The organism is Cryobacterium sinapicolor, assembly GCF_004403465.1.
Taxonomy (GTDB): domain Bacteria; phylum Actinomycetota; class Actinomycetes; order Actinomycetales; family Microbacteriaceae; genus Cryobacterium; species Cryobacterium sinapicolor.
On the sequence record NZ_SOGQ01000087.1, the window covers coordinates 1 to 14,948 of the forward strand.

At 67.6% G+C, this 14,948-nt stretch carries 12 protein-coding genes; 3 read left to right on the forward strand and 9 right to left on the reverse strand.

What is annotated here, in order from left to right; genetic code table 11:
* Positions 1 to 1,077: 1,077 nt before the first annotated feature.
* The 3 genes from E3T28_RS15590 to dapE all read right to left on the reverse strand — a co-directional run bounded on the left by E3T28_RS15590 (position 1,078) and on the right by dapE (position 3,626).
* Positions 1,078 to 1,254, reverse strand: coding sequence for a DUF3117 domain-containing protein (locus E3T28_RS15590; protein ID WP_104099180.1), 177 nt, complete (start codon positions 1,252 to 1,254; stop codon positions 1,078 to 1,080).
* A 63-nt stretch (positions 1,255 to 1,317) separates the two neighbouring features.
* Entirely contained in the window at positions 1,318 to 2,571 is a 1,254-nt protein-coding gene (locus E3T28_RS15595; RefSeq protein ID WP_241979393.1) for a hypothetical protein, read from the reverse strand.
* Positions 2,547 to 3,626, reverse strand: a complete 1,080-nt coding sequence (gene dapE / locus E3T28_RS15600; RefSeq protein ID WP_420898276.1) for a succinyl-diaminopimelate desuccinylase — start codon at positions 3,624 to 3,626, stop codon at positions 2,547 to 2,549. The genes E3T28_RS15595 and dapE overlap by 25 nt, the downstream gene beginning before the upstream one ends.
* A 32-nt stretch (positions 3,627 to 3,658) precedes the next feature.
* Here dapE and dapD point away from each other — a divergent pair, with 32 nt between their 5' ends.
* The gene (dapD, locus tag E3T28_RS15605; protein WP_134433011.1) at positions 3,659 to 4,639 is read left to right on the forward strand and encodes a 2,3,4,5-tetrahydropyridine-2,6-dicarboxylate N-succinyltransferase; all 981 of its coding nucleotides are present in this window, start codon (positions 3,659 to 3,661) and stop codon (positions 4,637 to 4,639) included.
* A 379-nt stretch (positions 4,640 to 5,018) separates the two neighbouring features.
* Here dapD and E3T28_RS15610 read toward each other — a convergent pair whose 3' ends face one another.
* From E3T28_RS15610 to E3T28_RS15625, 4 genes are all read right to left on the reverse strand, one after another.
* On the reverse strand, positions 5,019 to 6,329 hold the full coding sequence (locus tag E3T28_RS15610; RefSeq protein WP_166787065.1) for a citrate synthase: 1,311 nt from the start codon (positions 6,327 to 6,329) through the stop codon (positions 5,019 to 5,021).
* Positions 6,330 to 6,534: 205 nt separating this feature from the next.
* Positions 6,535 to 7,641, reverse strand: a complete 1,107-nt coding sequence (gene dapC, locus E3T28_RS15615) for a succinyldiaminopimelate transaminase (protein ID WP_277613375.1) — start codon at positions 7,639 to 7,641, stop codon at positions 6,535 to 6,537.
* A gap of 7 nt (positions 7,642 to 7,648) precedes the next feature.
* Positions 7,649 to 7,966 carry a ferredoxin gene (fdxA, locus tag E3T28_RS15620; protein WP_134433013.1) on the reverse strand — a complete coding sequence of 106 codons (318 nt, stop codon included), beginning with the start codon at positions 7,964 to 7,966 and terminating at the stop codon, positions 7,649 to 7,651.
* Positions 7,967 to 8,000: 34 nt separating this feature from the next.
* Positions 8,001 to 9,023 carry a PIG-L deacetylase family protein gene (locus tag E3T28_RS15625; RefSeq protein ID WP_134433015.1) on the reverse strand — a complete coding sequence of 341 codons (1,023 nt, stop codon included), beginning with the start codon at positions 9,021 to 9,023 and terminating at the stop codon, positions 8,001 to 8,003.
* Positions 9,024 to 9,428: 405 nt separating this feature from the next.
* Between E3T28_RS15625 and efeO the strand changes: the two genes are divergently transcribed.
* Positions 9,429 to 10,595 carry an iron uptake system protein EfeO gene (gene efeO / locus E3T28_RS15635; protein WP_134433017.1) on the forward strand — a complete coding sequence of 389 codons (1,167 nt, stop codon included), beginning with the start codon at positions 9,429 to 9,431 and terminating at the stop codon, positions 10,593 to 10,595.
* Complete coding sequence (efeB, locus tag E3T28_RS15640; protein WP_134433019.1) at positions 10,596 to 11,921, forward strand: iron uptake transporter deferrochelatase/peroxidase subunit; 1,326 nt, start codon at positions 10,596 to 10,598, stop codon at positions 11,919 to 11,921.
* 286 nt (positions 11,922 to 12,207) lie between these two features.
* On the opposite strand, the gene typA is transcribed toward efeB, so the two are convergent.
* Entirely contained in the window at positions 12,208 to 14,118 is a 1,911-nt protein-coding gene (gene typA / locus E3T28_RS15645; protein ID WP_134433021.1) for a translational GTPase TypA, read from the reverse strand.
* 214 nt (positions 14,119 to 14,332) lie between these two features.
* Positions 14,333 to 14,878 (reverse strand): ABC transporter substrate-binding protein, encoded by a 546-nt coding sequence (locus tag E3T28_RS15650; protein WP_134433023.1) that lies wholly within the window; start codon positions 14,876 to 14,878, stop codon positions 14,333 to 14,335.
* Positions 14,879 to 14,948: the final 70 nt, after the last annotated feature.

Genomic DNA, 14,948 nt, shown 5'->3' on the forward strand with positions numbered 1-14,948 from the left:
GAGGGCAGTGACGATGTGCTCCGCCGCGTCCACACCAAGCGAACCGGCGGTGAGGGCAGCCGCCACGGCCGGGTAATACGGCGGCAGCATGCTGGTGCCGGCCAGACGCAGGGTGACATTCTCGCCCAGGCGCACCCGCCGGTTCGCCTCCCGCGAGGAAACACGGGTCAGGCGGGTGATCAGGTCCGTTCCATTGGTCGCCCCGTTCTTATACGCGAGGGACTCGTGGCCCAGGATGCGCCGAGACCGCACCGCAATGTCGGCAGCGGATGCAACCCTGGCAGCATCGACCCTACGGCCGAGGTCTTCCANAGCATCGACCCTACGGCCGAGGTCTTCCACCGTGCCGAGCACCGCCATCGCCTCCGCCTCACTCAAAAGAGAGAAGGCGACCGAATCAAGCACGGACGCGGCCAGATCACGCGCCTGCTGCAGTCGTTGCACGAGGGGCTGTTGCACGAGGGGCTGTAACACGAGGGGCAGTTGCACGTTGGAAGCCACCGCCTGCGGTGAGGTGGTGGGGTGGTGCGGAGTGGGGGCTCCTGCCATACCACTATAGTAAACGTGTTCTAATCTAGTGTCAAGACTTTTGATGATGTATCGAAACTGATTTGTTCGGCGTGGGCCCGTGGGCTAGAACTACCACGTTCATCCGTCGCTGAAATCGACAGGCGCCCGGCCCTCGAACGAATTCGACGGAGATTTTACCAATTTCGAGCCGAAACGGATGTTCTGGGCGGGGTTTGAGCAAAATCTCCGTCGAATTCGTTCGGCCGGGGGTCCGTGGCCGGGCTCGGAGACCGGGTCGCCGGGTTTCGACAGGCTCAACCATCGGGGGGCGGGTTTAGCGATAGAGTCGCCGGGTTTCGACAGGCTCAACCATCGGGGGGCGGGTTTAGCGATAGAGTCGCCGGGTTTCGACAGGCTCAACCACCTGGGGCGGGGTTGCAGGCTGGCCCGCCGGGTTTCGCTAAGCTCACCCTCCGGCGGCGGACAGCGCGACGAATCTCCGTCGAACGCGCATCCCCGTGCACAAAAAAACGGCCGCGCAGCCTGAGCTGCGCGGCCGTTCTGGAACTATACGGTCGGCTGGACTACGCCGGCGAGGGCATCGTGAAGCTCTTTGGCTTCAGCGTCGTTCACAGAGACGACAAGTCGGCCTCCACCTTCGAGCGGAACACGCACGATGATGAGGCGCCCCTCTTTTACAGCCTCCATTGGCCCGTCTCCGGTCCTTGGCTTCATGGCCGCCATGAACTCCCCTTCCATTCATTCGTCTGAACTTCTATTATCTGCCATTGCGCGCTGAGACTGTAATTAGGGAGGTGTCCAGTCCGCTCCGTCGACCCCCCAGCACAGCAGGAGCCAGCCCCACTGGCCGGCAATGAACAGCAGCACCATCCCCACCCGGTACAGCGTGCTCCGCGGTTGGGCCACGGCTCCGAGCAGCGGAAACATCGGCATCAGCAGGCGGAAGGTGCTCGACTGCGGGAAGAAGACCGCCAGCAGGTAGAGACCGTAGCCGGCCAGCCAGAAGCGCAGGTCGACGCCCAGCCGGCGAACGGCCGGGAGGAACAGGGTCAGGCCGAAGGCCAGGATCAGCACCGAGACGACGACGATGCCGAGCGGCATCCCGAGCCACCAGACGCCGCCCTGGAACCAGGCGGTGAACGGAACGAGCTCCTGGTAGCCGATGTAGGCCGATCGCCAAGCCAACTCTGTGTCGGTGTAGGCCGTAATCGACCCGGTAATGATCCAGGCAATGGCCGGCCAGGCCAGTCCGGAGATGCCGCTGAACACAACCACGGATGCCGCCAGCATCCGTTCTCTCACCGGGAAGGGGTCTCTCGCCCGGGCGATCCAGCGGTGCACGCAGTGCAGCCCCAGCGCGAGCGCAAAGGCCAGGCCGCTCGGCCGGGTCAGCGCCATCACGGCGATCACCGGGAACAGCAGCACATACCGCCGCTCGAGCAGCAGGAGGAGCGCCAGGATGAGCAGGAAGAGGTACAGCGACTCGGCGTAGCCGAACTGGAGCACGGGCGACAGCGGGGCCACGCAGAAGAGCACCACGGCGAACAGGGCCACAGTGTGCGGCTGCACCGTGCGCATCAGCCTGTAGAAGAGCAGGGCGGCGCCCAGACTGGCGGCCAGGGACACGACCACGGCCACGGGTGCCCACGGAGCGCCGCTGAGTGCCATCAGCAGGCGCACGACCACCGGGTACCCCGGCATGAAGGCCCACGCGTTCTCGGCGATCTCCCCACCGGCGGTCAGCGGCAGCACCGAAGGGTAGCCGGTGACGGCGACGATGTTGTACCAGCGGGCGTCCCACATGTTCGCGAACTCCGCATAACCTGGCGATGCGCCAGTCCAGGGGTTGGCACCCTGAACGTTGGCGAGCAGCAGCACCAGGGCCGTGGTGACGATCCGGGACGCGGCCCAGATCAGGGTGACCAGGGTCCACCACGGCACGAGCAGAAGCCGGGCCCACCAGTAGGAGCGGCTGCCGGCCGGGCCGCCGACTGCGCCACTGAGCGGTGCCGGGGCTACCCGACGCTTGTGCTCAGCCACGCGCGGAGGCCGTCCTCGCAGTCCGTGATCTGCGCCAGGGCGACGCGCTCATCGTCGGCGTGGGCTTTCAGCGGGTCGCCGGGGCCGTAGTTGACGGCGGGGATGCCGAGCGCGGAGAACCGTGCGACATCCGTCCAGCCGTATTTGGGCTTGGCCTTACCGCCGACCGCCGTCAGGAATTGCAAGGCCAACGGTGCGTCCAGGCCTGGCCGGGCGCCCTCGGCCCGGTCCACGATAGTGATCTCGTAGCCCGCGAAGAGGTCTTCCAGGTGCAGGACGGCCTCCGCCGAGGTGCGACTCGGGGCGAAACGATAATTCACGTGCACCATGCACTCGTCGGGGATGACGTTGCCGGCGATGCCGCCAACGATACCGACGGCGTTGAGGCCCTCACGGTAGACGAGGCCCTCGACCTCGACCTGCCGCGGCCCGTAGGCAGCCAGGATGTCGATGACGGGCCCGATCTTGTGGATGGCGTTGTCGCCGACCCAGCTGCGGGCGGAGTGGGCGCGCAGCCCGAAAGTGCGGACCTCCACTCGCACGTTGCCGTTGCAGCCACCCTCGACCTGGCTGTTGGTGGGCTCGCCGAGGATGGCGAAGTCGCCCTCGAAGAGGTCGGGACGGTTGCGGGCGAGGCGGCCGAGGCCGTTGAGGTCGTCGGATACCTCCTCGTGGTCGTACCACATCCACGTCACGTCGACGATGGGTGCGGTCAGTTCGGCGGCCAGCTTGAGCTGCACGGCCACGCCGGCCTTCATGTCGACCGTGCCGCGGCCCCAGAGGTAGTCGACGCCGTCGACGGTCTCGAACCGCGTCGGCAGGTTGCGGTTCACCGGGACCGTGTCGAGGTGGCCGGCGATGATCACACGTTGGGCCCGGCCGAGATTGGTGCGGGCCACGACGGTGTCGCCGTCACGGATGATTTCGAGGTGCGGGAACCCGGCGAGAGCGCGTTCGACCGCGTCGGCGATGGCGGTCTCGTCACCGGAGACCGACTCGATGTCGCAGAGTGCGCGGGTTAGCTCGATCGAGGTCGCGGAGAGGTCTAGGTTCACGGCGTTTTGGGGCACTCTACTAACCTAGAGGCATGATCACCGCCGTGCCCCCGACATCCGTTTCCCCCTCGAACGCCTGGGGCTACGGCCTCGCCACCGTCGCCGGCGACGGCACGGTGCTGGACACCTGGTTCCCGGCACCCCGGCTCGGCACCCTGCCGGCCGGCCGCGACCGCTGGATCGTGCCGTCCGAGCTCGAGGAATTCGCCGGGGAGGACCCGAGGCGCCAGGTGCGGATCGAGGCCGTCACGGTCGAGATCGACCTCACCGCGGCGCCGGCCGGAACGTCGGATGCCTACCTGCGCCTCCACCTGCTTTCGCACCTGCTGGTGCGCCCGAACACCCTCAACCTCGACGGCATCTTCGGCTACCTGCCGGCCGTGGTCTGGACCAACGCCGGCCCGATGCTGCCCGCCGATTTCACCCGGCTGCGGCCGGCCCTGCAGCGCCACGGCATCCAGGCGACCGGGATCGACAAGTTCCCACCGCTGCTGAACTACGTCACGCCCGATCGGGTGCGGATCGCGGACGCCTCACGGGTGCGCCTGGGGGCCCACCTCTCCCCCGGCACCACGGTGATGCACGAGGGTTTCGTCAACTTCAACGCCGGTACGCTCGGCACCTCCATGGTCGAGGGGCGGATCTCCCAGGGCGTGGTCGTGGGTGACGGCGCCGACATCGGCGGTGGTGCCTCCATCATGGGCACGCTCTCCGGCGGCGGCACCGAACGGGTGTCGATCGGCGAACGAGCGCTGCTCGGCGCCAATTCGGGGGTGGGCATCTCCATCGGGGCCGACAGCGTCGTCGAGGCGGGGCTCTACGTGACCGCCGGCACCAAGGTTCTGTTGCCGGGTCAGCCGCGTACGGCCGACGGCAGGATCCCGTCGGTGAAAGCGGTCGAACTCTCCGGGGTCGCGAACCTGCTGTTCCGCCGCAACTCGGTTTCGGGTGCGGTCGAGGTGCTGCAGCGCAGCGGCACCGGCATTGTGCTGAACGCCCAGCTGCACGCCTGATCCGGGTACCCCGCATCCGTCGCCGCGCACCGACCGCACCGACCGCACCGACCGCACCGACCGCACCGTAACCCAGGAGATTTTCGCGACACGCCGACCAACCCGCCTGAAAACACGGTGAGCCGCAAAATTGTCCGGTTTTAGGTCGCAACGGATGCCCCTGCACACGCCGCTCCGCTTGCCCCTCGCCCCCCTGACGAATTCGACGGAGATTTTCGCTGTCAACACCTTAAACGGCCCCGAAAGCGGCTCTTCCGGCAAAATCTCCGTCGAATTGGTTCGACGGAGACTTCTGGGGCAAGCGGCGCGACACCCAGCGAAAGCGAAACCCAGCGGCACGGCACCCAGCGCAGCGGCACCGCGCCACGCCGCGTTCAGGCTAGCGGTGCGGGAAGTCGCGGGCCGGGGATCCGATGTAGAGCTGCTGTGGGCGACCGATCTTGGTCGTCGGGTCCTCGTTCATCTCACGCCAGTGCGCCACCCAGCCGGGCAGACGGCCGATCGCGAAGAGCACCGTGAACATGCTCGTCGGGAAGCCCATCGCCTTGTAGATGACGCCGGTGTAGAAGTCCACGTTCGGGTAGAGCTTGCGCTCCCGGAAATAGTCGTCATTGAGGGCGATGTGCTCGAGTTCCTTGGCGATGTCGAGCAGGTCGTCCTTGACGCCCAGGGCGGCGAGCACCTCGTCGGCGCTCTCCTTGACCAGGGTCGCCCGCGGGTCGTAGTTCTTGTACACCCGGTGGCCGAAGCCCATCAGGCGCACGCCCTGTTCCTTGTTCTTGACCCGTTCGACGAACTTCTCGACGCCCTCGCCGGATGCCTTGATCTCGCCGAGCATCTTGAGCACTGCCTCGTTGGCGCCGCCGTGCAGCGGCCCGGAGAGCGCGTTGATGCCCGCGGAGACCGACGCGAACAGGTTCGCCTCGGTGGAGCCGACCAGGCGAACGGTCGAGGTGGACGCATTCTGCTCGTGGTCCTCGTGCAGCATCAGCAAACGTTCGAGGGCCTTACTGACGACCGGGTTCACTTCGTAGGGCTCGGCCAGGGTGCCGAAGATCAGCCGCAGGAAGTTGTCCACGTAGCCGAGCGAGTTGTCGGGGTACAGGAACGCCTGGCCGATGCTCTTCTTGTAGGCGTAGGCCGCCATGACGGGCAGCTTGGAGAGCAGGTGCACGGTGGCGAGCTCAACCTGCTCCGGGTCGTTGGGGTCGAGTGCGTCCTGGTAGTACGCGGCCAGCGCCGAGGTGCCGGCGGAGAGCACGGCCATCGGGTGCGCGTTGTACGGCAGCACGTCGAAGAGGCGCCGCAGGTCTTCGTGCAGCAGGGTGTGACGACGGATGCGCGTGTCGAAGGCCTCGAGTTCGCTCGCGCTGGGCAGCGCGCCGTAGATCAGCAGCCAGGCGGTCTCGAGGAAGTTGGAGTTCTGGGCGATCTGCTCGATCGGATAGCCCCGATAGCGCAGGATGCCTTTCTCGCCGTCGATGAACGTGATCGCCGACCGCGTGGCGGCGGTGTTCACGAACCCGGAATCGAGGGTGACCAGACCCGATTTGCGGGTCAGCGTCGAGATGTCGATGCCGGAGGCGCCGGCCGTGCCGCGCACGATCGGGAAGTCGGCGGATCCGCCGGGAAACGACAGTGTCGCCTGCTTGGGTTCGATGGATGGCGTTCGCTCGGCGATGTCGCTCACGGCGGCTCCCTGGGTCTGACTGAGTGTCACTGATATCACTACCTAACCGTCTGGTGGCTGACCGTCTGTGGCGAATGGCCACAGCACACCGGTGTGTCTGGAGACGTCAACGCTGATACAGCCTAATGGGCGCAGCCGCCTACTGTTGCATTCGACAAGAATGCCCCCGCTCCATTGGAGAGCGTTGACAATTCGTGAATATGGACTACTGACCGGCGTGCAACCGATCAGCAGCCGCGGCGATGCGTTCGTCCGTGGCGGTGAGCGAGAAGCGCACGTGTTGCGGGTAGCCGTCGCCATAGAACGGACCGGGGCCGGCCAAGATGCCCAGTCCGGCGAGCCGCCCGATCGATTCCCAGGCCGGTCGTCCTTCGGTCGCCCAGAGGTAGAGCCCGGCCTCGCTGCGGGTGATGCGGAAACCCGCCGCCACCAGCGCAGGCAGCAGCACCTCGCGGCGCGCCTGATACCGCCGACGCTGCACCGTCACGTGCGCATCGTCGCCGAGCGCGGCCACCATGGCGGCCTGCAGCGGCGCCGGCAGCATCAGGCCGGCGTGCTTGCGCACGGTCAGCACCCGGGCGAGCAGGTCCGCGCAGCCGGCCGCGAACGCGCCCCGGTAACCGGCCATGTTGGACTGCTTGCTCAGGGAGTAGAGCGCGAGCACATTGTGCCGGTCCTGCCCGATCACGCGGGGGTCCAGGATGCTGGGGGTCGGCCGGGTGTCCCACCCGTGGGTCCATCCGAGCTCGGCATAGCACTCGTCGGAGACGATCACCGCGCCGAGTTCCCGGGCGCGCGCAACGGCCGCCCGCAGCTCGTCGACCGACAGGACCCGGCCATCCGGGTTGCCCGGACTGTTCAGCCAGACCAGCTTCGTCGTCTCGGGCCAGTCGGCGGGGTCGTCGGCGGCGAGGGCATCCGCTCCGGCCATGGCCGCGCCGATGCTGTACGTCGGGTACGCGGCGAGCGGGTGCACGATGGTGTCACCCTCGCCGCACCCGAGCATGAAGGGCAGCAGGGCGACCATTTCCTTCGACCCGATGGTCGGCAGCACGTTCTTCTCGGTGAGGCCGGTCACGCCGCGCCGTCGCTCGTACCAGTCGATGATCGCCCGCTGCAGCTCCGGCGTTCCGGCGGTCTGCGGGTAGGAGTGGGCGTCGGTGGCGTGGGCCAGCGCCTGGCGGATGACCTCGGGCGTCGGGTCGACCGGCGATCCGATCGACAGGTCGACGATGCCGCCGGAGTGCGCTCGCGCCCGGGCCGCGAAGGGGACCATCTGGTCCCAGGGGTAGTCGGGCAGCGGCTTCAGCACGTCTGAATCAGCCCTGGGGAGGCAGCACGGAGATGATCGGGTGGTCCTTGTGGATCACGCCGACCTTGGCGGCGCCGCCGGGCGACCCGATGTCGTCGAAGAACTCGACGTTGGCCTTGTAGTACTCGGCCCACTGCTCGGGCACGTCGTCTTCGTAGTAGATGGCCTCGACCGGGCAGACCGGTTCGCAGGCACCGCAGTCGACGCATTCATCGGGGTGGATGTAGAGCGAGCGGTCACCCTCGTAGATGCAATCGACCGGACATTCGTCGACGCAGGCGCGGTCCTTCACATCGACGCACGGCAAGGCAATGACGTATGTCACGTTGGAGGGCTCCCTTCACGAGCGAATATCCAGTCTATGCCGAACCCGGACGGGCCGGGATTCGCGGCCAGGCCAGCACGATCGTGGCCACCAGGGTCGGAACGACGGTCCAGAGCAGGCCCGGAATTCCCTCGGGGACCAGGACCGAGCCGCCGGTGCTGCGCAGCGACAGGATGAAGATCGTGCCGAGGAGGCCGATTGCGGAGGACAGGACGGCCATGCGACCGCCCAGCACCAATCGAAGTCCCACCAGAAGCGCCGTGATACCGGACAGGGCCAGGATCAGCCCGATCGGGACCGTCACCGACCCGATCGAGACGGTGGCCTGGTGCGCGATGGTGCCGAGCACGCCGAAGACGACCCCGGTCAGGAGGGCGACGACCGCGGCCAGGCCGCGGTTGAGCGGTCCCGGGGCCGCCTGGGCGTCGGGAGCGTGCTCCGGGGACAGGCGAAGGAACGTCTCGGTTCCGCCGATCGTGACCGGGAGCTCGACCGGCCCGACCGGCCCGACCCGCCCGACCCGCCCGACCGACCCGACCGGCCCGACCGCCTTGACGGCGTGGCCGGTGACGCTCCACAGGCGCGGGTAGGCGGCGATCGCACGCAGCTTCTGGTCGACCTGGCCGCTCACGTCGATCGCGACCAGAAGCCGGCCCACGGCATCCGTCACCCGGCGATGTTCGAAGACCGGCACATTCAGGCTGCCGGCGGCCCCGGCGGCCGCCGTGCGCAGGGTGTCGTCGGCCGCGCCGAGCACGACCGCGGTGGCCTGCACCTCGTCGAGCACGTCGGCGACGGCCTCGGCCAGTGACTGCGCCCCGGATGCGGCGGGCAGCATCCGCCAGTCGCTCACGTCGAGCGCCGCCATGGCCGCGCGCACGTCGGAGTCTGCTGCGGAAAGGGAACCTGCGGAGGGGAAACCTGCGGACGCGGAGCCGAAGAGAACGATGACCTCGGCGCCGTCCGACCGAAGCCGGGCGATGGTTCCGCCGGTCAGGAGTGATTCCAGGCCGGGCCGGTCGTTCACGAAAACGACTCGTTCTGCGCTGCCGGACATGACCATTGCTGAGCTCCACGGAGTTGGGACGGGCGGACACCCACGCATGAATGATAGCTGGACACGGTCGCGGAACCGAAGCTAGAGTAAAGCAGTAAGGTAAGCCTAACCAAACCTCTACCGTTTGAACCAGAAAGTCAGCGCTGTGATCCCCCCGGACAGCTGGTACGGCACCCTGCTGAAGGGCACCCTCAACTTCTCCCCCCGCCACCACCTGGATCGAGCTGGCCGCCTGGCTGGCCTATCTGCTGCCCGCGTTGACCCTCTTCATCCTGAAGAGCCGGCAGGGCCGCCCCACCAGCACAACCGGCACCGCCGCACCCGAGCGCCAGATCGCGATCGCGGCGGTCCCCGGCTGACCGAGCACCAACCTCCCGAACCGCACCTCACCTGCTAAGGACACTCATGCGCGCCCGCCTTCTCCCCCTCGCCGCCGTTTCCGCGTTCGGCCTGCTCGCCCTCACCGGCTGCGTCGCCAACGCCCCGGCCGGTTCCACCGGCGCGTCGCTCACGGTCGACAGCAGCGCGGATGCCTGCACCGTCTCCGCCCGGGAGGCCCCGGCCGGCAACCTCAGCTTCAGCATCACCAACTCGGGCGACCAGGTCACCGAGTTCTACTTGCTCGCCGACGACGGCCTGCGCATCGTCGGTGAGGCCGAGAATATCGGTCCGGGACTCACCCGCGACCTGGTCGTGCAGCTGGCCGAGGGCGAATACGTCACCGCCTGCAAGCCCGGCATGACCGGCGACGGGATCGGCACGGCCGGCTTCACGGTCACCGCGTCCGGTCAGGAGGTCACGGTCGACGAGGGCCTCGAGGCGCAGATCGAGACAGCCAACGTCAACTACGCCTCGTATGTGCGCGACCAGGTTGCCCAGCTGGTCACCGGAACCGACGCGTTCGCGGCCGCTTACGTGGCCGGCGACCTCGACACCGCCCGCGGCCTCTATGCGCCGACCCGCGCGCACTGGGAGCGGGTGGAGACGGTGGCCGAGTCGTTCGGTGACCTCGACCCGCAGCTCGACCTGCGCGAAGCCGACCTCGAAGAGGGCCAGGACTGGACCGGCTGGCACGCGATCGAGAAGGACCTCTGGCCTGCCGGCGCCGAGGCCGGCTTCGCCGCCTACCCGGCCGAGGAGCGCGGGCGCCTCGCCGACCTCCTGGTCGCCGACACCGCGACCCTGAACGTGAAGGTGCAGACCCTCTCCTTCACGCTGTCGCAGCAGACCAACGGCGCGATCGGCCTGCTCGACGAGGTCGCCACCGGCAAGGTCACCGGCGAGGAGGAGTTCTGGTCGCACACCGACCTCTGGGATTTCCAGGCGAACATCGACGGTGCCGCGGTGCTCTACGCGGGAGTGCGGGACATCCTGGTCGACAAGGATGCCGCCCTCGCCGAGAGCCTCGACACCGAGTTTGCCGAGCTGCAGGCCCTGCTCGACGCCGAGCGCGTCGGTGACGGCTTCACCCTCTACACGGACCTGAGCGACGCCGAGATCAAGGCCCTCGCCGATCAGGTGAACGCCCTCGGCGAACCGCTGAACCGGCTCACTGCGGCGCTGGTGCTCTGAATGACCGAGGAACCGGTGGCCGGGAAGCAGATGACCGGGGAAGAGGTGACCGGCGAACAGCCGGCTCGCGGCCTGTCGCGCCGCGGACTCCTCGGACTGGCCGGCGCGGGCGTCGCCGGGCTCGGCCTCGGGGTGGGCGGCGACCGGGCGGCGATCGCCGTTGCGGCAGCCTCGGCGTCCGCACCCGCCACGGCCGTGTACCCGTTCTATCAGGAGCACCAGGCCGGCATCCTGACCCCGGCGCAGGACCGCCTGCACTTCGCGGCCTTCGACGTCTCGGCGGGTACCACCCGGGCCGGGCTGATCGCGCTGCTCCGGGATTGGACCGTGGCCGCCGCCGCCCTGGCCGCGGGGCGCGATATCGGCGATTTCGGGGCCGTCAGCGGCCCCTACGACGCACCCCCGGAGGACACCGGCGAGGCGCTCGGCCTGCCGACGTCCGGACTGACGATCACGTTCGGGTTCGGCCCGAGCCTGTTCGAGGATACCGTCGGCGTCGACCGGTTCGGCATCCGGGCCCGACGTCCGACCGAGCTGGCCGAGCTGCCGCACTTCCCCGGGGACATGCTCGAGCCGGGGTGGAGCGGAGGCGATCTCTGCATCCAGGCTTGCGCCGCCGACCCGCAGGTGGCCGTGCACGCTATCCGCAACCTGTCCCGGATCGCCTTCGGTCGCGCGGCCATCCGCTGGTCCCAGCTGGGGTTCGGGCGCACCTCCTCGACCAGCCGGGCCCAGGCCACCCCGCGCAACCTCTTCGGTTTCAAGGACGGCACATCCAACATCAAGGCCGAGGAGTCGGCTGCCGCCGCCGAGCACGTTTGGGTCGGCGCCGGAGACGCGCCCGCCTGGCTGGCCGGCGGTTCCTACCTGGTGGCGCGGCGCATCCGGATGACCATCGAGACCTGGGACCGCACCAACCTGCGCGAGCAGGAGGCCGTCTTCGGTCGCAACAAGGGCGAGGGTTCCCCCCTATCGGGCGGCACGGAGTTCGCCGCGCCGGACTTCGCCCTTACCGGCCGGGCCGACCTGCCGCTGATCGGCTCGGCCGCGCACGTGCGCCTGGCCCACCCCGCCCAGAACGCGGGTGCACGGATGCTGCGCCGTGGCTACAACTTCGTCGACGGCACCGACGCGCTCGGCCGCCTCGATGCCGGACTGTTCTTCATCAGCTTCCAGAACACGCCGCAGACCTTCACCGCCGTGCAACTGAACCTGGCCCGGCACGACGCGCTGAACGAGTACATCCGCCACGTCGGGTCGGCCCTGTTCGCCGTTCCGCCCGGTGCCGCCCGCGGCTCCTACGTGGGAGCCGCCCTCTTCGCCTGATTCCTCCGCGGCTGCTGCCCGAGCTCTGACGGTGTCGCCTTCGAGGCCGAGACCGCACCGCAGCGACTCCGACCCGAACGAATTCGACGGAGATTCTGCCTGAATCAGCCCCAAACAAGCCCAAACAGTCGTTTTGCGGCAGAATCTCCGTCGAGTTGGTTCTCAGCCACGCGGCCAGGCACACCGCCCGGATCAATCACGGGGTTAACGCACGAAACCGCAGGGCATGACCATGGAAAACCATGACCACACGCACTGCGGTTTCGAACTCCGAGCGGAGCGAAGGTTAGTTCGCGTCCTGCTTCTTCAGACGGGAGACGTTGCGCTGACGCGCCGAAGCGGCCAGCTCCACCTTGCGGATGCGCACGACGGCCGGGGTGACCTCGACGCACTCGTCCTCGCGAGCAAACTCGAGGCACTGCTCGAGCGTGAGCTGCTTGGACGGGGTCATCGACTCGAACGTGTCGGAGGTGGACTGACGCATATTGGTCAGCTTCTTCTCCTTGGTGATGTTCACGTCCATGTCGTCGGCGCGGGAGTTCTCGCCGATGACCATGCCCTCGTAGACCTCTTCGGTCGGGTTGACGAAGAACGACATACGCTCCTGCAGGGCGATGATCGCGAACGGCGTGACCACGCCGGACCGGTCGGCGACGATCGAGCCGTTGGTGCGGGTGTTGATCGTGCCGGCCCAGGCCTCGTAGCCGTGGAAGATCGCGTTGGCGATACCGGTGCCGCGAGTGTCCGTGAGGAACTCGGTACGGAATCCGATCAGGCCGCGCGACGGAACGATGAACTCCATGCGGACCCAACCGGTGCCGTGGTTCGCCATGTTCTCCATGCGACCCTTGCGGGCGGCGAGCAGCTGGGTGATCGCACCGAGGTACTCTTCCGGCGAGTCGATGGTGAGGTGCTCGTACGGCTCGTGGATCTTGCCGTCGACGCGCTTGACGACGACCTGCGGCTTGCCGACGGTGAGCTCGAAGCCTTCGCGGCGCATCTGCTCGACCAGGATGGCGAGGGCGAGTTCGCCTCGGCCCTGAACCTCCCAGGCATCCGGGCGTCCGATGTCGATGACGCGGAGCGAGACGTTGCCGACGAGCTCCTTGTCGAGACGGTCCTTGACCATGCGGGCGGTGAGCTTGTGGCCCTTGACCTTGCCGATGAGCGGCGAGGTGTTGGTACCGATGGTCATCGAGATGGCCGGGTCGTCGACCGTGATGGTCGGCAGCGCGCGCGGGTCCTCGGGGTCGGCGAGGGTCTCACCGATGGTGATGTCGGCGAATCCGGCGACGGCGACGATGTCGCCGGGGCCGGCGCTCTCGGTCGGGTAGCGGTCGAGTGCCTTGGTGATCATGAGCTCGGTGACACGCACGTTCGCGATGGTGCCGTCGTGCTTGATCCAGGCGACCGTCTGGCCCTTCTTGATGGTGCCCTGGAAGATGCGCAGCAGCGCGAGGCGGCCGAGGAACGGCGAGGAGTCGAGGTTGGTGACCCAAGCCTGCAGCGGGTGCTCGTCATCGTAGACCGGCGCGGGGATGTGCTCGAGGATCGCTGCGAACAAGGGCTCGAGGTCGTCGTTGTCGGGCAGTTGGCCGTTCTCGGGACGGTTGAGGCTGGCAGAACCGTTGCGGCCGGACGCGTAGACGACCGGCACGTTGAGCACCAGGTCGAGGTCGAGGTCGGGCACGTCGTCGGCCATGTCGCTGGCGAGGCCGAGGAGCAGGTCCTGGCTTTCCTCGACGACCTCGTCGATGCGAGCATCGGGCCGGTCGGTCTTGTTCACCAGGAGGATGACGGGCAGGTGGGCCTCGAGCGCCTTGCGCAGCACGAAGCGGGTCTGCGGCAGTGGGCCCTCGCTGGCGTCGACGAGAAGAACAACACCGTCGACCATGGACAGGCCGCGCTCGACCTCGCCACCGAAGTCGGCGTGGCCGGGAGTGTCGATGACGTTGATGGTGATGGGGCCATCCGTGGCGTGCATGCCCTTGTAGGAGATCGCCGTGTTCTTGGCGAGGATGGTGATGCCCTTTTCGCGCTCGAGCTCGTTCGAGTCCATGGCGCGCTCTTCGGTGTGTGCGTGCTCAGCGAACGAGTTGGTCTGCTGGAGCATCGCATCAACCAGCGTGGTCTTGCCGTGGTCAACGTGGGCTACGATCGCGACATTTCGGAGGTTATTGCGCGTGGCAATCGCCATGAAGTAAATCCTTACGAAGAATGGATGCCGCAAAGTACCGCATGCGACGAAGAATGGATGTGTGTGGTCAAAGTCCGACCCAACGGATAATCCTACCGCACTCTCCCCGTCCGGAGGCTGAGAGACCCTCGGATCCGCTCCGAGGGCACGAAAAACGGGGCGGGAACCGAAGTCCCCGTCCCGTCGTCCGTGCTGTGTTGCGGTTGTTTCGGTTCTACTTCCTCCAGCCGACGATGGTCCAGTCGACCGTTGCGAACTGGGTGGCGCCGTAGTTGACGAGTCCGGACTTCACGGCGTACACGTTCGGCAGCGGCGCGATCGGGATGATCGGCACATAGGCGGCGAGCACCTTGTCGATCTCGTTCGCGATGCCGATGCGCTTGTCCGGTTCGAGCTCCGTGTTGGCCTCATCGAAGAGGGCGGAGAGCTTCTCGTCGGTGATACCGGTGAAGTCCGACTCGGAGTCGACCGGGGAGAACAAGGCTTCGCTCGAGGAGATCGGCCACGGCGTGCCGACCCAGGAGAAGCTGGTCATCCCGAAGTCGCCCGGGATGATGTAGTCCGAGAAGTACTTCGCGGCGGGAACCTCGTTGAGTTCGACGGTGACGCCGACCTCCTTGAGGTCAGCCTGCACCTGCACGGCACGCTGCTTGTTCGTGGGGGTGTCGGCCGGCACGGTGATGGACAGCTCGAGGGCCTTGCCGTCCACCGAGGACCGGGCCGAGGTGCGGGCCGAGGACGGTGCGCCCCGGCACGGCATCGGCCAACAGCGTGGCGCAGAGCAGAACCAGGGCGACAAAGACAGCCACGGAGGCCGGTGCCCGCACGGC